Source organism: Geoanaerobacter pelophilus, assembly GCF_018476885.1.
Lineage (GTDB): Bacteria > Desulfobacterota > Desulfuromonadia > Geobacterales > DSM-12255 > Geoanaerobacter > Geoanaerobacter pelophilus.
Map to the genome: position 1 here is coordinate 129,399 of NZ_JAHCVJ010000003.1, position 17,689 is coordinate 147,087.

Here is a 17,689-nt window from a genome sequence, read left to right on the forward strand (position 1 = left end):
AGGTGAAAGCCCATCAGGACAGGTCCTGGTGGGCTTTTTTCTACGACATTTCAAGACCGATTGCCCTTTCCGCGGCAAATGGTAAATTTGTAGCAACACATACAAGCGGAGCATACATGCCGATAACAGTTTTTGATGCAATCAAGGGGAACATCCGCTCCTTTCTAGGGGGCGCTGAAGTTGATCTTGTCGCCGGAACACAAGAAGCCTTTTCAGACGACCGTCTCACAATACTCAAAACCGTTACCATTGAGGAACAGCCGTACACTTTTACGGCATCCCGCTTGTATCTTGACTTCACAAGCTCTGAAGAGAGGTTCTGCAAAGAGCTGTTAACGGCCTTTACTGCACTCTATGAAGGGTTCAGACAAGTAGGTTACGCAGCGCACTTCAGAACTGCGCTACTTGCCTCAATCATGGATATCACTGTTGCCAGGTCTCTACGTGGTGACAGCAAAAAGGGGTTCTGGCCCATTCAACAGCTGGTACAACTTCTGAAAAACCTCTCGTATCAGCGTTATGAAGATAAACCGGCGACTTCCGGTTTTATTGTTCACCGGACAACACTGCCGGAACTCAATAAACTGCTGCGCTACCGGAAGCACACCATGATAACCCTGAAGCCATCCCATGCCATATCAGCCGATTTTTTTGAAAACCCCCTCACCTACCGCTTCATTGACGGTAACAACCTTTTTTTTGTTGCCAACATCCTGATGCAGGTAACCGGTGTTATCAGGACCAGCAGCTCCGAAGAGACCAATGAAGTGGAACGGCTGACTCACCGTGAAATATTTTCCATAGTCAGAAGCGCCGGTGCTGGGGCGTTCGCTGTAAAAGTAAACGAATCGTCCGAAATCGAAATCATGACTACCCCGGACAAGCTTCTGGTACGACGCAAAGGGGTCTGGGCAATCTTTGATCCGGATATTATCCGGTCATTCCTTAAAGGCAGCATCGACGAAACATCTGCCGACGACCTCCTCTGGACTGTCTATGCACTCTCCAAACTCAGGCATGGAACAGTTATCCTGATATACAACGGAACCGCACGCAAGCTTGACGACTTGAAAAAAGGGTATGTCGGAGGTGACGATGCCATCGGCAGGTTCTTGATCAGCCGGGTCAAAGGGCGACATATCGGTGAGCTGAAGCAAGCCGGCACCCTGCTCCGGATTCTTTCATCAGACGGCATGACAATCTTCAACCGTACCGGAAAACTGATGGAGACAGGATTCATCATCGACACCTCCCATGCCCGTGAGGTCGTCACTGGTGGCGGACGCACAACTGCAGCAAGTGCGGCATCATTCTTCGGCAAGGTCATTAAGGTATCCCAGGATGGGCCTGTAGAGCTCTACCATGATGGCAGGCTGATTTATCGCTTCGGATGATAAAGAGCGAGTCACGCCCACCCCTTGAAATAATTGCCAAGTCCAATTATCTTTAGCGCAGCAATTCGTTAGTTCAGGAGGAAGATTTCAATGGCAGATCAGAAAGAACGCTGGATGAGCGCCCTGGCACTGTCAACTGCGGTCATGGCAGTACTGGCGGCTGTCACAACACTCTACGTCGGCAAATACTCATCTCGCGCCGTGCTGATGCAGGGGCAGGAGAGCAACCAGTGGGCTTATTATCAGGCCAAAAGCATCAAAGGGCACACCTATGAGATCCAGAAGGAACGCCTGGAGTTGGAACTCCTGGCCGGAGCGGGAAAACTCAACAAAGAAACGGTTGATCAGTATCGAAAGATCATTGGAGACTATACTGGGCAGATAAAACGCTACGAGGGAGAGAAGAAAGAGATCAAGGCCAAGGCAGAGAGCCTGGCGCAGAGTAAAGAACGAGCGCAGTCAATGGCTGGGAACTTCGGGTACAGCCTGATCTTCCTGCAGATCGCCATCATGCTTTCGTCAGTCGCATCACTCACGAAAAGGCATTATCTCTGGCATATCGGCTTGGCTGCCTGTTCCGGATGGTTGTTCTTCTTCCTTGACGCCTGGCTGCTTTTTTATTAGCGGCACGGGAAAATCACAAGTTAGCCACCAACCGTGTGAACCGGCTACTGGTGCTCTGATTTGTTCATTTCCCGCAGATATGCCACCAACTCCATATCCACCCGGTGGAAGTGATCATGCAGCCAAGCGCACATCATCTGGATAGCCTGGACAATCAGATTGGTGTTAGGCCCTTCTTTGGCAAAACGCGCTTCCAGCCGATTCACTTCACGATAGAAGTGATCATGCTGGGCCTTGTGCAGTTGGTAACCGGGATAACCGCTGGTTAGCTGGAGTCGTTCTTCATCCCTGAAGTGCTTGCGCACGTACCTTTTCAAAAACCAGATAAGTCGAGCAATCTCCTCATGCCCTCTCAATGCCTTGCTTGCCCTTAACAGGTCATCGACCTTGCGCAATAAATCCTTGTGCTGGCTGTCGATCTCATCGCAGCCGGTTGCCATCTCTTCATTCCAACTTGTGATCATCAGTTACCGCCTGGTTCAGAATAATTAACAACCGTTACACAGCCTATTCTCATTGACTTGGCATTGCATACCAAACCGACAAGCTCAGCATCAGGAAACCGACTCCAACTGTTGCAGGATCTGACCGTATTCACGACTTGTTGCCGTCTGAGCAGCCAGACGAATGGCATTGATTTCGGCAAAATTACTGAACAGGGTAGCAACAACGCTTGAATCCAGAGCAGCGCTTTTCGCCATGCCGTCTAGCACTGCCATGGCCCCATCCAGAGACATCCCCTCACGATAGGGCCGATTCTCGGTAATAGCGGTAAATACATCAGCAACCGCCATAATCCGAGACCCGAGAGGCAGGTCAGCACTACCCAGATGGAAAGGATACCCGTTTCCGTTCAGGCATTCATGGTGAAATGAGCACCATGCATTAATGATCCCCATATCGCTGATGCGCTCAAGAGTGCGATAAGTATAGTACGGATGAGAGCGGATGATATCCCGCTCCTGCTGGGTCAGAGCCCCCGGTTTTTCCAGGATTTCCGCCGGAACAGCCAGCTTACCCAGATCATGCAGGTAGCCAGCTAGCTGCATTTTTACACACTCATCTTCAGAAAAACCGACTAAGCGGGCCAGCGCCGCAGCACTGGCCGCGACACCACTGGAATGAGTAGCAGTGAACCGGCTTCTAAAGTCAATAATTCTCGAAAATACCTTGCCCAGGCTCAAAATGCCGTTAAGGTCCAATTCAATCGTTTCCAGGTTCACCCGACGGCGTAATAGCGAGGTCACTGCAGGAGAGTCCAGATCAAGCCAGAAATACTCCTTGTCAGCCAGTTGCATATAGGCCTCCACAACATCAGGCATAAACATCACCCCTGATTGTGCCTCTATTGCCCGGCATATCTGTTTCGTCTGGGAGAGAATGTGGCTCTGTTTATTTACCAGTACGGCCACCCTGTCAGCCAAGTGCAAGATATGACTGCCGATCGGTACCGGTCCCCCATTAAAAGCACTGCCGGCACCATTATCCCAATTGATATGATGAAAGCGGATTAGTTCGGCAGCTCCGGCAAGGGGCCGAAAGCCACGCAGCAACAGCCACCCCATTTCGGCGTGCCGGTAAGGATTGCTAACCTCAAATTTCAGGGTTTCGATCCGCTCACGGCACGACAACGCACCGATATCGTGCAGTTTGCCGGCTAACAGCAGCTCATAACGCTCCCTCCGTGGCAGATCCAGCTGCGTGCCTATAAGATAAGCGATATAGCCCACCGTCGTATGGTGATTCACCAGATCTGAATTCACCATATCGATAACATCCGACAAGCAGGTGATCAGATCAAAGAGAGGGATATGAAAATCTTTTTTTACCAGCATATGTCTTGCCTTCCAGACACCTGGCCCTTTTCAACTTCAATGAGATCAGAACCCAAACCATATCTTAATTATCAGCAGCTAATATAAATATATCACTCCTTCTCCCACTTACCACACACTGGGTCATTCTGAATCATCGCTGACATCGGGAGCAAAAGACTGTACTGCGATTGCCCAGTCGTGAGCTTTCCAGAGTTGCCCCGCAGACAGGGCACAACTCCCCGCTCCGACCATAGACGTTGAACACCAGCGGGTGATAGCTAACCAGCCCTTCAGTAACAGTGAAAGTACTCCCAGAGTCAATGGATTCCGTCAATACGTCGCGTATTGCTGCCACAAGTCGCTCACACTCCATCAGAGTCAGGGAGCACGCTAGGCGTGACGGCAGAATGCCCGCCCGGAACAGTGCTTCATTGGCGTAGATATTACCGACACCTGCGACTACTGCCGAATTCATGATCATCTGCTTAACGGCAACCGTTCGCGATCTGCTTACAGTGAACAGATAGGTCCCGTCAAAGAGGGTAGTTAAAGGTTCCGGACCTATGGTTGCCAGGAGCGGATGGCCTGCAGGATCCTCGGTGGTCCAGATAACTGTGCCGAATTTGCGCGGGTCATGGAAGCGCAGTACAGAGTTGTCAGAGAAAACAATATCGAGATGGTCATGTTTACCCGCCTTTGTTTCCACCGCAAGCAACTGCAGGAAACCGGTCATCCCCAAATGAATGATCAGGCAACCGCCATCACAGAAAAACAAGAGATACTTCCCCCGCCGTACGACAGAGGTTAAAACCCGGCCAGGCAACACCTCTTTTAAATCTGACGGTATAGGCAATCGAAGCTTAGCGGCCCGTATCACAACCTGCATGATTTGCTTGCCGACAAGCTCACGCCCCAGTCTCAGCCGGGTCACTTCAACTTCAGGTAGTTCGGGCATCATAAACCTCTTAAATAAATATCGCCAAGACTTCGTCTCTATTCAGCAAAATCTCCACACATCGATTATCGGCTTATCTCATTTCTGGCATTTGAGTACTAGACGAACCAGCTAACTCTTCAGCTTAACACTTTACACAACACGGTTATACACATAATACAAATACCAAGTATTTATTTTAAATAACCTTAATTGCAATAAGCCTTCTCAAATAAGCATTAAATTTATTATTGTTGTATTTTTGTATAATATTGTTATATTCTCAACACACTAAGATGAACATTACTCGAAAAGGAGTCTATGATGAAACGAATTTCTCTGTTTTTTGCGCTTGCTGCCATGCTGATCGTATCGGCACAACCTGTTTTTGCCGGGAATTTTGGAACAGCTGATGAGGCCAAAGCCATGCTTGAGAAGGCTGTTGACGCGCTCAAGGCCAACAAAGCCGATGCGCTGGCAAAATTCACCAAAGGCGAAGGGGGGTTCAAGGACCGTGACCTCTATCCGTTCTGCGGCGGACCGGATGGAATCTTCACAGCGCATCCGACACTTGTTGGCAAAAGTCTCAAGGACCTTAAAGATAAGGTTGGCAAACCTCTCGGTCAGGAGATCTATGCTGCAGCCAAAGATGGAGCAATCGCTGATGTTTCTTACATGTGGCCGCGTCCCGGCACCACTGAACCGGTACAGAAACTGTCGTATGTCACCAAGGTCGGAGATCAGGTCTGTGCTGTAGGTTATTACAAATAATCTAAATTCTTTGTCGTAAATGTCATTGCACGGGGCACAGGCAATACACGCCTTGCCCCTTTTCTTTTGTCCCCCAGTAATCACCACTAAAGATCGTTACGATACTTTATCAGCAGATAAAAACAGACAACACCACCGGTAGCCATTACCAGGTCGCGCAGCCAAGGGATTGGCAGATCGAGCATGGAATAAGCGATCGGATCTAGTATGGCAGTGGTCAGTAGACCAACTGCACCCCATGATAAAAGTTTTTTCACCCGAGAACCTCACTGCCGGAATTGCATCAGGCTTAGCGATTAATGATCCTGGCGCCGGCAAGTTCCAGGAAACGCTTCGCCAGTTCAGGCCCCTTGGCCTCTTGCTCATGCTTGAAGAACACAAAGGCCCTCTCCCACTGCTGTGCGAGGATCATTTCCAGCCATCGCGACAGGTCATCCTCCGTGTAATCAGTGCGGCGCAGACGCAGATATCCCCAGGGCCCGGTGCTGATGATCTCATGGGCAGGCTTCTCATCGGTATCCTCTACACAGAGACTGCACCCTTTTGCCTGAAGGAGCTCCAGGATCTCATCTTTGAACCAGCTCTTGCTGCGAAAATCAAAGGTGCACAGCGCATTGCCGGGGATCAGAGCGAGGAAATCCTCCAACGCCTGGCGGTTCACCCGAAAACTTCCGGGGAACTGGAACAGGGCCGGCCCCAGCTTGTTCTCCAGGACCGACAAGGTCCGGAAAAAGTACTTGGTCTCCTCCCCGACGTTTTTCAGCAGCTTAAAATGGGTGATAACCTGGGGCGCTTTTAGCGCAAAGATAAAATCGTCCGGGACCTGTTCGAACCAGGAGGTGAGTCCGGCCACTGTGGGCATGTGGTAGAAGGTATAGTTGATCTCCACTGCCTTGAACTGCTCGCCATAGTAGTGCAACATGTCATGGGGAGCAATCTTTTCCGGATAGAAAATCCCTTTCCATTCTTTGTAGCCATAGCCGCTCGTTCCGACATGAATTTTCATAATGCCACTCCTTCAACCGCTGTCACGTACCACCTCAGCGGCAACCTTGTCCTCTCTCATCCGCTTGAATACCGGATGGCGCATAACCCCTTCCTCGGTCCAGCCAGTCAGGGCAACCTCGCAAACCAGCTCCGGCTTTACCCAGGTGGGCGGTGCATTGGTCTTGGGCGGCACCGTGAAAGGACACGCTGATTGGACCAAAGGCGCTAGTTTTTGCCGGATTTCTTTAAGATCTTTCGCCGAGAAACCACCTCCTGCATGGCCGATATGGATCAGTTCACCCTTTTCGAAAACACCCAGGACCAGAGTGCCAAAATGTGGTCTCATGCCGCGCGGTGCCGTGAATCCGGCAATAACGCCCTCCTGGGTGAGCTGCGCCTTCACCTTCAGCCATTGCCGGCTTCTTTTTCCGATCAGGTACAGGCTTTGACACTGTTTGGCGATTATACCTTCCAGCCCCTGATCTTTGACGAGTTTGAAAAACAGAACCCCATCCTCCAGCACATGGTCACTGAATCTGATATGTGGCAGGGCCGGCAGGACTTTTTTCAGCAGTTCCTTTCTCTTGAGCAGGGGTAAACCGGTCAGGTCGTGCCCCTGGAAATAAAGAAGATCAAAAACATAGTAGAGCAGATAACCGCTGCCGGACTTCCTGTAATCCTGCAGTAGCTGGAAGTCAGGACGCCCCTGATTGTCCACAACCACGATTTCTCCGTCAAGTACTGCGTCAAACCTGAGTTTGCGTAACGCATCCGCGATGGGAGGAAACTTGCTGTGCAATGAGATCTGATTTCGGGAATAAAGTGCCACTTCCCCGTCCCGGACTTCGGCCACGGCCCGGTAACCGTCCCATTTCACCTCAAAGAGCCAGTCCGGGTGGTCAAACGGTTCTGCTACCGGGGTGGCAAGCATCGGGTGTATCGCCTGCGGCATCAGACCAGTAGGCGCCCCATGCAACTCGGCGCTTTCCAGCGCTTCCCGTAAGCGGATCCGACCGGGGACCTTATCCCCGGCTGTCGCTGTTGCCGCTGACAACACCTCTTCCAGGGTCCGGTCGGACACAACGGAGCGGTTTTCAATGAGAATGTCCCCTCCAGTCGCATAGCTATCACGCTTCTTCAGCAGCAACCACGACTTTTCGTCCTTCCGGCTTTTCACCAGGGCGAATTCACCACGCAGCTTTTCTCCGTGCAGGACAAACTTGAGATCCCCTTTGCGCAACCCCTCCAGCAGCAGTTTCTCACTGTCCTCGCCATCCTTGGCCAAAGGATGACGATAAATCCCCCGGTCCCAGATGATGACGCTCCCGGCGCCATAATTACCCTCAGGTATGACCCCTTCAAAGTCTCGGTACGCCAGCGGGTGGTCTTCAACCATTACAGCAAGCCGCTTGACGCTCGGATCGAGCGAAGGCCCCTTGGGACAGGCCCAACTCTTGAGCACCCCTGCCAACTCAAGGCGAATGTCGTAATGGAGGGCACGGGCCGCGTGCTTGTGGATCACGAAGGTGAGCTGGTCCTGGTCAGGGCGAAGGCCTGGTTCCGGTTCGGGTGTTTGCCCAAATTTCCGTTTCGCTACGTATTCCGCAAGTCCCTGATCAGTCACGTCACAAGCTCCGTCAAAGGTATGGCAATTTCTGTTTTACTGCCAGCAGTTCGTGAAAAAGATCACCCGTATTTTCAGTCCGACGCAGCGCCTCCTCAGGGCCAATCTGAAACATTTCCGGCTCCCCAGCGGCCTTCAAGATCTCCAGCTCATGCCAGGCAAGGGGAAACGAAACGACCGGCTTCTGCCGGGCTCGCAGGGAATAAACGCAGACCATGGTAAGCGATGAGTCGTTCTGCGACCAGTTGATGAAGACCTTGCCTTTACGCAATTCTTTCGCCATTTTTGCAGTTACCAACTCCGGGTAGTTTTTCTCAAGCATTACCGCCAGGGTCTTGGTGAACTGCTTAGTTTCCATAAAAGTGGTCTCCGCACGGTTCAAAGGGACAAAGACATGGAGCCCCTTCAACCCCGAGGTTTTCACCCAGCTTGCCAGACCAAGCCGGGAAAGGATCTCCCGGAGCAGCAATGCCACCTGGGCGCAGTCGCAGATATCCGCCGGCTCGCCAGGGTCAAGGTCAAAGACCAAGGCATCTGGCGTCTCCGGCGAACCGGCCCTGGCCAACGGCACATGGAGCTCAAGGGAGGCAAGGTTCGCCACCCAGAGCAGCGTTTCCAGGTCGTTGACTAGGCAAACGGTCATCGGTTCGCCGCCGTCCCGAGAGATCCCGGCGGTTTGCACCCAACTGGGACGATGTGACGGGCAGCGTTTCTCGAAGAAAAATTCTCCGCCTACCCCTTGCGGATAACGCTTGAGGGTTAATGCCCGGTCGTGCAGATGAGGGAGGATGAACCCGGCAATCCGGCGGTAATATTCAAGAACCTGAGCCTTGGTGAACCCGTAAGCTGGGTAAAGCTCCTTTTCCAGGTTTGACAGGGCGAGTCTGTTCCCATCGATTTCAACAAATTCCGAGCTCAACGCTGCTCCTTCATTTTACGCATGATCTCCTCCAGCGCGGCGACCAAGTCAACCGGACCGCTACCCTCTTCCTCCCCTGCCTGCGGAGCTTCCACTGGGGTCTGCTCCCGCATCTTCTTCCCGATGAGATCCAAGATCCTTTCCCGGCGCTGATTGGCATATTTCCCAGGCGCAAACTCGGTCAGCATCTGTTTAATGCTTTTTTTCATGCTGCCTTTTACGTCAATGTCTACCTGGTCTGTCTGCGGCAAGATTTCCTCACTAGGAAGAACTTCATCACCATAATGAAGCGTGGTCAGGGCTAGCGCACCATCAATACTCCTTACCGCCACCAGGTACTCGCGTTCGGCTAGCACAAACTTGGCGAGCCCGGCCTTGTTAGTGCGGCGCATCACCTCGGCTAGCAGCCGATATGATTTCTCCCCCCCCTTCAAAGGAACGAGATAATAGGGATGATCGAAATAGATCGAATCAACTTCCTGCAGATCAATGAACTCGACGATCTCGATCGTGCGGCTCCGTTCCGGCGTCACCGATTCTAGCTCCTCGTCAGTAATCGCCAGGTAGCGGTCGGGTCCGATTTCATACCCCCTGATGGTCTCCTCCGGCGGGACCATTGTTTCCTGCTCTGGGCAAAACATCCTCCTGGCAAGGGGAGAGTAATCCTCGCTGTGCAGCAGGCGAAACGAGATCCGACCCGGCTCCACAGCCTTCACCAGCTGCACCGGAATCGCCACCAGGCTGAAACTGATTGTACCGCTCCATATTCCCTGAGCCATCTGTCATCCCCCTCAGGCCACTTTCTTCAGGCTCGCCTCAAGCGCCTCAAGCAGCTTGTCCGATTCCGTGGGCTTCAAAACCTTGGGGCGCAGCAGCACAACTTTTTCGCCGCGGGCCTTTTGCTCAATGAGCCTTTGCAGCTTCTGCTGATGTTCATTCACGAATTTCTCCGGCTGAAAGGGAGCAGTCATCTGGTTGATCAGGTCGCTGCCGATCTGCAGTTCCCTTTCGGACATAGCAATCTCCTGCAGTTCAAGTGCATTAACCGCAACCACCTCATCGGCATAGCGTAGCGTATTCAGGCGCAGGATCTTGCCCCTGGCCTGCAGCACCCCAAGATAAGAGCGCTTTCGCATGGTCCAGGTGCAAATCCCTTCCGTGGCCATCTCCTGCAGCGCCGCGACCAGCGCGTTGTATTTCTCCGGGGCACTGTCAGGCTCCAAATAGTAGACATGTTCGAGATAGATCGGATCAATCCGACCGCTGCCGACGAATTCGTGGAGTTCGATCTGACGGCTTCCTTCGGGAGCAGTCTGTTCCAACTCAGCAGGATCGAAGATGAGGTATTTACCTTTTTCCACCTCAAACCCCTTGGTCTGGGCTGTAACCGGTACCGGTTTCTTCTCATAGGCACAGATCATTTGCTGGTGCAATCTTACCCCATCACGTTTGTGCAGCAGGTGAAACTGAATCCGCTCCTCCTTGACCGCGGCGTGAAGTTTCACCGGCACCTCAGTTTCATCGAGAGAGATGACCCCTTTCCAGATCGTTGTCGCCATCAAGTATCCTCCATAAAGCACCTGCTGTAATTACTGCTCATATAAAAATTATTGCACAAATTTTATGGCTGGCATGCTTCAACAATAAAAAAAAACCCCTGACCGGGCAAGCCCGAACAGGGGTTATATCAGCAAGGGAATTTATCTTTGATAAAAGACCTTGCTTCAGCAAATGCTTCTTAACTACTTATATTCCGGCATCTCATCAAACTGCAGATACTTGTAGATTGCCTCTTTCTTCGGCTCGACCTTCTCCTTGTAAACTGCCATGAACTCGGCAACGGTAGGGAGCTTGCCCATGGTGGCGGTAACTGCGCCCAGCTCGGCGGAACCGAGGAACACCTTGGCGCCATCGCCGATACGGTCGTCGAAGTTACGGGTCGAGGTGGAGAACATATTGACCCCATCGGGTACGCGAGCCTGGTTGCCCATGCAGAGTGAGCAGCCAGCGATCTCGATCCTGGCACCAAAGGCGCTGTAGACCGAGAAGTAGGCCTCGTCCTTGAGCTTCTGCTGATCCATGCGGGTCGGCGGGCAGATCCAGGTACGAACGCCCGGATTGAACTTCAGGCCACGCCAGATCTCGGCAGCAGCGCGGAAGTGACCGATGTTGGTCATGCAGGAACCGAGGAAGATGTCCTGGATCGGGGTGCCGGCAACTTCGGAGAGGAGCTTGACATCGTCCGGATCGTTCGGACAGGCGAGGATCGGCTCGGTGATCTCTGCGAGATCGATCTCGATCACGTCGGCATAAGCACCGGTGGCCTGGGCGTTCTTGTCGGCCTCAAGCAGTTCCGGCTTGGCGAGCCAGGCATTGACCGCGTCGATCCGGTTCTGCAGGGTCTTGGCGTCCTGGTAGCCGTCCTTGATCATCTGCTTCATCAGCGCCACGTTGGAACGGAGGTAGGTGGCCACGCTCTCTTTGGAGAGCTGGATGCAGCCAGCTGCTGCAGAACGCTCGGCAGCGGCATCAGTCAGTTCGAATGCCTGCTCCACGGTCAGGTCAGGAAGCCCTTCCATTTCGAGGATGCGGCCATTGAAGATATTGATCTTGTTCTTCTTGGGTACAGTCAGTTTGCCCTGCTTGATAGCCCAGAATGGAATGGCGTTGACCACGTCGCGCAGGGTGATGCCCGGATTGAGCTTACCCTTGAAGCGAACCAGGACCGATTCCGGCATGTCGAGCGGCATGAAGCCCATGGCGCCGGCAAAGGCAACCAGGCCGGAACCTGCCGGGAAGGAGATGCCGATCGGGAAGCGGGTGTGGGAGTCGCCGCCGGTACCTACAGTGTCAGGGAGCAGCAGGCGGTTCAACCATGAGTGGATAACGCCGTCGCCCGGCTTCAGAGGTACGCCGCCACGGTCGGTGATGAACTTGGGGAGATTCTTGTGCATCTTCACGTCAGCCGGCTTCGGATAGGCGGCTGTGTGGCAGAACGACTGCATGAACATCGGCGACAGGAACTTGAGGCAGGCCAGTTCCTTGAGCTCGTCGGCAGTCATCGGGCCGGTGGTGTCCTGGGAACCGACGGTGGTCATCTTCGGCTCGCAGGCAGTACCCGGAAGGACACCGGTTACGCCGCAGGCCTTGCCGACCATCTTCTGGGCCAGGGAGTAACCCTGATCAGCCTTGGCAACCGGATTGACCGGCAGAGTAAAGACATCTGTCGCACCAAGACCAAGCGCCTTGCGAGCCCTGTCAGTTACAGCGCGGCCTATGATCAGCGGGATGCGGCCACCGGCGCGGTACTCGTCGGCCAGGGTATTGGGGGAAATTTTGAAGGTGGAGATGACCTCACCCTTGTCGTTGGAGATCTCGCCCTTGCTGGCGTTGATGGTGATGATGTCGCCATCATTCATCTTGGTAACATCTGCCTTGAGCGGCAGTGCGCCGGAGTCCTGGGCGGTATTGAAGAAGATCGGGGCAATTACGCCGCCGATGATAACGCCAGCGGTCTTCTTGTTAGGTACACAGGGGATATCCTGGCCCATGTGCCAAAGAACCGAGTTGCAAGCAGACTTACGGGAAGAGCCGGTTCCGACAACGTCACCAACAAAAGCCACCTGGTGACCGGCAGCACGCCAGTCGGCAATATCCTTGAGACGGTTGGGGAAGCGGGTCTTGCCCATTGCCAGGGCGTGCAGTGGGATATCAGGACGGCTCCAGGCATCACCAGCAGGTGAGAAGTCATCGGTGTTGATCTCTCCTTCTACCTTGAAAACCTTGACTTTGATGGTTTCGGGCACGCCGGGGCGCTTGGTGAACCACTCGGCATTGGCCCAGGACTGAAGAACCTTCATGGCAGAGGCATTGGACTTAGAGAGCTCCACAACCTTATCGAAACCGTCATAAACCAGAGTCATGCCGGACAGGGCGCAAGCAGCCTCTTCGGCCAGCTCGGCGTCCTTGAGGGCATCAACCAGCGGACCAACGTTGTAGCCACCGATCATGGTACCGAGAATACGAACGGCATCGACCTTGGAAACCAGCGGGGACTTCTTGGTGCCTTTGAGGATCTCGGCAAGGAACGCTGCTTTCACTTCAGCAGCCGGATCAACACCGGGAGAAACGCGTTCTTTCAGAAGGTTAAGAAGAAATTCCTCTTTGCCTGCCGGGGGTGCTTCCAGCAGCTTGCAGAGATCTGCGGTCTGCTCAGGGTTGAGCGGCAGTGCCGGGATTCCCTGGGCCTTGCGCTCGGCTTCGTGGGCGAGATATGCTTCGATCATGCGGTCATCCTCCTCTGGATTGATAGATCCTGAACTTCTTGTTTTTTAGGTGGTTTCCCAACGAATTGCAGATGGTTAAGCGGATACTGTATACAATTTTCGGCTGCTTTTGTCAATTCCTATCTCTACGTGCGTTTATAAACGCTGAACCAGTGAAGCCATAAAAAAACGGGGCACCGATATCGGCACCCCGCTAGAACAAAGCAACTTTTGAATAATAATGGATTAGATAAGGCCGTGGGCCACCATGGCGTCGGCAACCTTGATAAAGCCACAGATGTTGGCGCCGAGAACGTAATTGCCAGGTGCGCCATACTCTTCTGCTGTGGTGTAGCAGTTATTGTGAATGCCGACCATGATACTCTCAAGCTTCTTCTCGGTGAAATCGAAGGTCCACGAGTCGCGGCTGGCGTTCTGCTGCATCTCCAGAGCAGATGTGGCAACACCGCCGGCATTGGCGGCTTTGCCTGGACCGTAGGCAATCTTGGCATCAAGGAATACCTTGACCCCTTCCGGAGTAGTCGGCATGTTTGCCCCTTCGCCAACGGCAATACAGCCGTTTTTGACCAGCAGCTTGGCATCCTTGCCGTTGATCTCGTTCTGAGTAGCAGACGGCATGGCGACTTGGCAGGGGATCTCCCAGATATTGCCGTTGGCAATATACTTGGCATCCTTGTGGTACTGGGTGTAGTCCTGGATACGACGGCGCTCCACCTCTTTGAGCTGCTTGATCAGGTTGAGATCAAGCCCCTTCTCATGGTAAATTACGCCGTTGGAATCGGAGCATGCCACGCACTTTCCGCCCAACTGGTGGATTTTTTCAATGGTGTAGATGGCGACGTTGCCGGAACCGGAAACGAGGCAGGTTTTCCCGTCAAAGGTGTCCTTGCGAACTTTGAGCGCCTCATTGATGAAAAATGTGGCACCGTAGCCGGTTGCCTCAGGGCGAACCAGTGAACCACCCCAGTTGAGCCCCTTACCGGTGAGTACGCCTGCCTCATAACGATTGGTGATGCGCTTGTACTGGCCGAACATGTAACCGATCTCACGGCCGCCGACCCCGATATCCCCTGCCGGAACGTCGGTGTGCTCACCAAGGTGACGATAAAGCTCAGTCATGAAGCTCTGGCAGAAACGCATAACTTCATCATCAGACTTCCCTTTAGGATCAAAGTCGGACCCACCCTTACCGCCGCCGATCGGCATGCCGGTCAGTGAGTTTTTGAAGATCTGCTCGAAGCCGAGAAATTTGATAATACCGAGATATACTGACGGATGGAAACGGAGACCGCCTTTGTAGGGGCCAAGTGCGCTGTTGAACTCAACGCGGAAACCACGGTTGATGTGAACGCGTCCTTTATCGTCCTGCCAGGGTACCCGGAAAATAATCTGCCGCTCCGGCTCACAAATACGCTCAATTATCTTGCGCTCCATGTACTCGGGGTGCTTGACCATAACCGGTCCGAGGGATTCAAGAACTTCGCGAACAGCCTGGTGGAACTCAACCTCACCGGCGTTCCGCTTGAGAACATCCTGATACATCCCTTCCAACTTCTCGTCGAGCTGCATAGTCATACACAATCCTCCATGATTAAAATATGTGCACATGCCTGTAATCTGTTTTTAGACAAACCGGGCACGCGTCGCGAAACTGCCCACCAAATGCACAATATGCGCCACACAGGGCAACAATGCTATTATTTTAACCATGTGCCGCATTTACAGTCAGTTACATGCCCACTATTTCATCATTAAAAAATGTAGCGTCTGCAGAGTGAATAAAAATTGTACACAAATACTCTTCAGAACGACTCAATTACCAACTCACAAACATCCTAAACACACAATAAAGTGTCGATATGGAACATATGGCAATGACTGATAGCTAAAAGCACATTTTCGTTGTGCAACTTACCTCTTTGACCAGTTGCAAAGTCAACAGGGATTGACATAATCGGGTAATTGCTGTTTAGTGAACGAATGAAAAAAACAACTACAAAAGATCGAAATGATGATCGTGAAAAGCTTAAAACCGGGTCGATGCTGGACCTGGCTGTTTCATCCATGGATGAAGAAGGCTACGGGATTGCCACCTGGGGTGCCAGAAAAATCAAGATTTCCGGGGCATTTCCTGGTGAGGCAGTACGAGTGCGCCTTACTCATGTTGGCAAGCAATCCCTGGCAGGACGCTGCATCGAGCTCCTCAAACCATCCCCACTGCTCCGCACTCCCCAACCATCCAAGCTATGCAATGATTGCGGAAACTGCCAGCTTACCCTGCTCGAATATACATCTCAGCTGCAAATCAAACACGACATGGTCTCGAGATGCCTTTCTGCTTACAACACCCTTAATGAGGTCACTGTTAATAAAGTTATTCCTTCCCCGAATCAGCTGGCCTACAGAACAACGGCAAAGCTGATCGTCAGCGGCACCTTTCGCTCGCCGAAGATCGGGCTATATCGTAGACACAGCCATGAAGTAGTTGACATCGAGGGATGTCCGCTGCATCACCCGCTGATCAACAACATCATTGCAGCAGTCAAGGACGGCATAACCCGCGGCAGAATTCAGGTATACTCCCCGTCAACAGGTAGCGGTCTTCTTCGCTATCTCGTCATAAGAGTGTCCGATGACGGAGAACAGGCGATGGTTATTTTTGTCACTGCCTTCCGTAGCTACAATGAGATTCACCATCTTTCAAAACATCTTCAGTCTGCAGTGCCCAAGGTAACTGTAGTAGTCCAGAATGAAAACTCATCAAGCGGCAACATCATTCTTGGCGATAAATTCCATTTCCTCACAAAGCAGAACGCTCTCATTTCCCAGATAGGCAAGGTGCGACTTAGCGTATCACCGCGTTCTTTTCTGCAGGTAAACAGCGGGTCGGCCCAAATTATTTATGATCAGGTTGCAGCGTGGGGTGAATTGACAGGCAAGGAGAAAGTGGTCGATCTCTACTGCGGCATTGGGGGAATAGCGCTGTTTCTTGCAGCCGGTGCAGGAGAAGTTGTCGGCATCGAGGTTGTTGAGCAAGCGGTTCAGGATGCTGAAAAAAATGCCAGGATGAACGGGATAGACAATTGCAGTTTTGCTTCAGGGGATGCCGGAGAACTGTTATCGGAAATAAAGGAAGAATGGGAGCATGCCGACCTGATTGTCCTCAACCCACCGCGCAAGGGGTGCGACAGAAAGGTGTTGAGTGAGGCGGCAAAACTGAAGCCAGGCCGCATGATCTATGTATCCTGCTCCCCATGGTCTCTTGCCCGCGATCTCGACATCCTTGCTACGCTTGGCTACCAGACTCGGGAAATCCAGCCTGTTGACATGTTTCCCCAGACCAGCCATATAGAAAACGTGGCGCTTCTTATCAAGACTTAAGGGGCAAAAAAAAAGGGATCCGGTCGGATCCCTTTTCGGCATTAAAACATGACGGCATATTGCTACTTTCGCAGAACCTTTATCACTGAGGAGAAATCCTCTTCGCCGCGACCATCCTTGACCCCCTGCTCGTAAAGAGAGTGAGCCGACTCAGCGCCCGGAAGGGTAAGGCCGAGCTTGCCAGCAGCCTCCATAACCAGTTCCAGCTGCTCGTTTACATACTTGAGAGCGAGATTCCTGGTAAAATCGCCCCTGGCAATACTCCTGCCCTTTGAATGGAACAGCGGAGAGGCAACCCCGCCGGAATCAAGAACCTCCAGGATTTTGTCAGCAGTAAAGCCCAGTTTCTCGCCAAACACAAGACCTTCTGCCAAAGCCTGAATCAGTTCAGCCTGAACGAGGTTTACAATAAACTTCATCTTCGTGGCATCACCGACATTGCCGACATGGATAATATTCAGCCCGAAGAATGAGAAAAGTTCACGGCATCTTCCAACCAGAGCCGAATCGCCGCCGGTAAGGATTGTCAGAAGACCATTGGCCGCATGCTCCTTGGTTCCCCAAACCGGCGCATCAAGGAACATAACGCGATGCTTTGCAGCTTCTTCTGCCATCTCTAGGGTGCTTTCCAGAGAATGAGTTCCCATGTCTACCAGGATAGTCCCGGCGTCAATGCCGGCAAAGACCCCTTCAGGTCCGTAAATATCTGGGCGAAGCCGTTCTTTCTCCGGCCTGATCAAAATAACGAGATCTTTGCCTTTTGCCGCATCCTTGGGGCTAGTTGCTGCAGCAGCACCAAGTTTGGCAAGTTCTGCGACTACTAACGGGTCGGAATCATATACAGAAAGAGCGTAATGTCCTTTTGTCAGGTTTGCCGCCATGTGGCGACCCACCGTGCCCAGCCCCAAAAAACCGATATTCTTAAGCATGCCCAACCTCCTGAACATTCATA

Annotated in this window: 16 protein-coding genes; 4 read left to right on the plus strand and 12 right to left on the minus strand. The window is 52.5% G+C overall.

Annotation, left to right across the window (positions count from 1 at the left end):
- The first annotated feature begins 116 nt into the window (after positions 1-116).
- Positions 117-1,394, plus strand: a complete 1,278-nt coding sequence (locus KI809_RS08775; RefSeq protein ID WP_214171175.1) for a hypothetical protein — start codon at positions 117-119, stop codon at positions 1,392-1,394.
- Positions 1,395-1,484: 90 nt separating this feature from the next.
- Positions 1,485-2,018 (plus strand): DUF4337 domain-containing protein, encoded by a 534-nt coding sequence (locus KI809_RS08780; RefSeq protein ID WP_214171176.1) that lies wholly within the window; start codon positions 1,485-1,487, stop codon positions 2,016-2,018.
- Between the two features lie 44 nt (positions 2,019-2,062).
- On the opposite strand, the gene KI809_RS08785 is transcribed toward KI809_RS08780, so the two are convergent.
- The 3 genes from KI809_RS08785 to mutM form a co-directional block, all read right to left on the minus strand.
- The gene (locus tag KI809_RS08785) at positions 2,063-2,482 is read right to left on the minus strand and encodes a bacteriohemerythrin (protein ID WP_214171177.1); all 420 of its coding nucleotides are present in this window, start codon (positions 2,480-2,482) and stop codon (positions 2,063-2,065) included.
- Positions 2,483-2,572: 90 nt separating this feature from the next.
- Positions 2,573-3,853: an HD domain-containing phosphohydrolase gene (locus KI809_RS08790; protein ID WP_214171178.1), complete on the minus strand. Its 1,281-nt coding sequence runs from the start codon at positions 3,851-3,853 to the stop codon at positions 2,573-2,575.
- 133 nt (positions 3,854-3,986) lie between these two features.
- The gene (gene mutM / locus KI809_RS08795) at positions 3,987-4,790 is read right to left on the minus strand and encodes a bifunctional DNA-formamidopyrimidine glycosylase/DNA-(apurinic or apyrimidinic site) lyase (protein WP_214171179.1); all 804 of its coding nucleotides are present in this window, start codon (positions 4,788-4,790) and stop codon (positions 3,987-3,989) included.
- Positions 4,791-5,093: 303 nt separating this feature from the next.
- Here mutM and KI809_RS08800 point away from each other — a divergent pair, with 303 nt between their 5' ends.
- Positions 5,094-5,540, plus strand: a complete 447-nt coding sequence (locus KI809_RS08800) for a cache domain-containing protein (RefSeq protein ID WP_214171180.1) — start codon at positions 5,094-5,096, stop codon at positions 5,538-5,540.
- An 86-nt stretch (positions 5,541-5,626) separates the two neighbouring features.
- Here KI809_RS08800 and KI809_RS08805 read toward each other — a convergent pair whose 3' ends face one another.
- The 8 genes from KI809_RS08805 to gdhA all read right to left on the minus strand — a co-directional run bounded on the left by KI809_RS08805 (position 5,627) and on the right by gdhA (position 14,931).
- Positions 5,627-5,797, minus strand: a complete 171-nt coding sequence (locus KI809_RS08805) for a hypothetical protein (RefSeq protein WP_214171181.1) — start codon at positions 5,795-5,797, stop codon at positions 5,627-5,629.
- A 32-nt stretch (positions 5,798-5,829) separates the two neighbouring features.
- Positions 5,830-6,546 (minus strand): DUF72 domain-containing protein, encoded by a 717-nt coding sequence (locus tag KI809_RS08810; RefSeq protein ID WP_214171182.1) that lies wholly within the window; start codon positions 6,544-6,546, stop codon positions 5,830-5,832.
- Between the two features lie 12 nt (positions 6,547-6,558).
- On the minus strand, positions 6,559-8,151 hold the full coding sequence (ligD, locus tag KI809_RS20865) for a non-homologous end-joining DNA ligase (protein ID WP_214171183.1): 1,593 nt from the start codon (positions 8,149-8,151) through the stop codon (positions 6,559-6,561).
- A gap of 13 nt (positions 8,152-8,164) precedes the next feature.
- Complete coding sequence (ligD, locus tag KI809_RS08820; protein ID WP_214171184.1) at positions 8,165-9,070, minus strand: non-homologous end-joining DNA ligase; 906 nt, start codon at positions 9,068-9,070, stop codon at positions 8,165-8,167.
- Positions 9,067-9,849: a non-homologous end joining protein Ku gene (ku, locus tag KI809_RS08825; RefSeq protein WP_214171185.1), complete on the minus strand. Its 783-nt coding sequence runs from the start codon at positions 9,847-9,849 to the stop codon at positions 9,067-9,069. The genes ligD (KI809_RS08820) and ku (KI809_RS08825) overlap by 4 nt, the downstream gene beginning before the upstream one ends.
- Before the next feature lie 12 nt (positions 9,850-9,861).
- A complete protein-coding gene (ku, locus tag KI809_RS08830; RefSeq protein ID WP_214171186.1) occupies positions 9,862-10,629 on the minus strand; it encodes a non-homologous end joining protein Ku in 768 nt (255 codons plus the stop codon).
- 183 nt (positions 10,630-10,812) lie between these two features.
- Positions 10,813-13,356 (minus strand): bifunctional aconitate hydratase 2/2-methylisocitrate dehydratase, encoded by a 2,544-nt coding sequence (acnB, locus tag KI809_RS08835; RefSeq protein ID WP_214171187.1) that lies wholly within the window; start codon positions 13,354-13,356, stop codon positions 10,813-10,815.
- Between the two features lie 225 nt (positions 13,357-13,581).
- Positions 13,582-14,931, minus strand: coding sequence for an NADP-specific glutamate dehydrogenase (gene gdhA, locus KI809_RS08840; RefSeq protein WP_214171188.1), 1,350 nt, complete (start codon positions 14,929-14,931; stop codon positions 13,582-13,584).
- Between the two features lie 405 nt (positions 14,932-15,336).
- Between gdhA and rlmD the strand changes: the two genes are divergently transcribed.
- Positions 15,337-16,737, plus strand: a complete 1,401-nt coding sequence (gene rlmD / locus KI809_RS08845; protein ID WP_246559321.1) for a 23S rRNA (uracil(1939)-C(5))-methyltransferase RlmD — start codon at positions 15,337-15,339, stop codon at positions 16,735-16,737.
- A 62-nt stretch (positions 16,738-16,799) separates the two neighbouring features.
- On the opposite strand, the gene KI809_RS08850 is transcribed toward rlmD, so the two are convergent.
- Entirely contained in the window at positions 16,800-17,666 is an 867-nt protein-coding gene (locus KI809_RS08850; RefSeq protein ID WP_214171189.1) for an NAD(P)-dependent oxidoreductase, read from the minus strand.
- Positions 17,667-17,689 lie beyond the last annotated feature (23 nt).

Bases quoted from the DNA above. Each gene is read 5' to 3' on its own strand.
- mutM (WP_214171179.1), bottom strand. From the start codon at position 4,790: ATGCCCGAACTACCTGAAGTTGAAGTGACCCGGCTGAGACTGGGGCGT.
- KI809_RS08775 (WP_214171175.1), top strand. From the start codon at position 117: ATGCCGATAACAGTTTTTGATGCAATCAAGGGGAACATCCGCTCCTTT.
- KI809_RS08780 (WP_214171176.1), top strand. From the start codon at position 1,485: ATGGCAGATCAGAAAGAACGCTGGATGAGCGCCCTGGCACTGTCAACT.
- ku (WP_214171186.1), bottom strand. From the start codon at position 10,629: ATGGCGACAACGATCTGGAAAGGGGTCATCTCTCTCGATGAAACTGAG.
- rlmD (WP_246559321.1), top strand. From the start codon at position 15,337: ATGAAAAAAACAACTACAAAAGATCGAAATGATGATCGTGAAAAGCTT.
- KI809_RS08790 (WP_214171178.1), bottom strand. From the start codon at position 3,853: ATGCTGGTAAAAAAAGATTTTCATATCCCTCTCTTTGATCTGATCACC.
- KI809_RS08785 (WP_214171177.1), bottom strand. From the start codon at position 2,482: ATGATCACAAGTTGGAATGAAGAGATGGCAACCGGCTGCGATGAGATC.
- ku (WP_214171185.1), bottom strand. From the start codon at position 9,849: ATGGCTCAGGGAATATGGAGCGGTACAATCAGTTTCAGCCTGGTGGCG.
- KI809_RS08800 (WP_214171180.1), top strand. From the start codon at position 5,094: ATGAAACGAATTTCTCTGTTTTTTGCGCTTGCTGCCATGCTGATCGTA.
- acnB (WP_214171187.1), bottom strand. From the start codon at position 13,356: ATGATCGAAGCATATCTCGCCCACGAAGCCGAGCGCAAGGCCCAGGGA.
- KI809_RS08810 (WP_214171182.1), bottom strand. From the start codon at position 6,546: ATGAAAATTCATGTCGGAACGAGCGGCTATGGCTACAAAGAATGGAAA.
- gdhA (WP_214171188.1), bottom strand. From the start codon at position 14,931: ATGACTATGCAGCTCGACGAGAAGTTGGAAGGGATGTATCAGGATGTT.
- KI809_RS08850 (WP_214171189.1), bottom strand. From the start codon at position 17,666: ATGCTTAAGAATATCGGTTTTTTGGGGCTGGGCACGGTGGGTCGCCAC.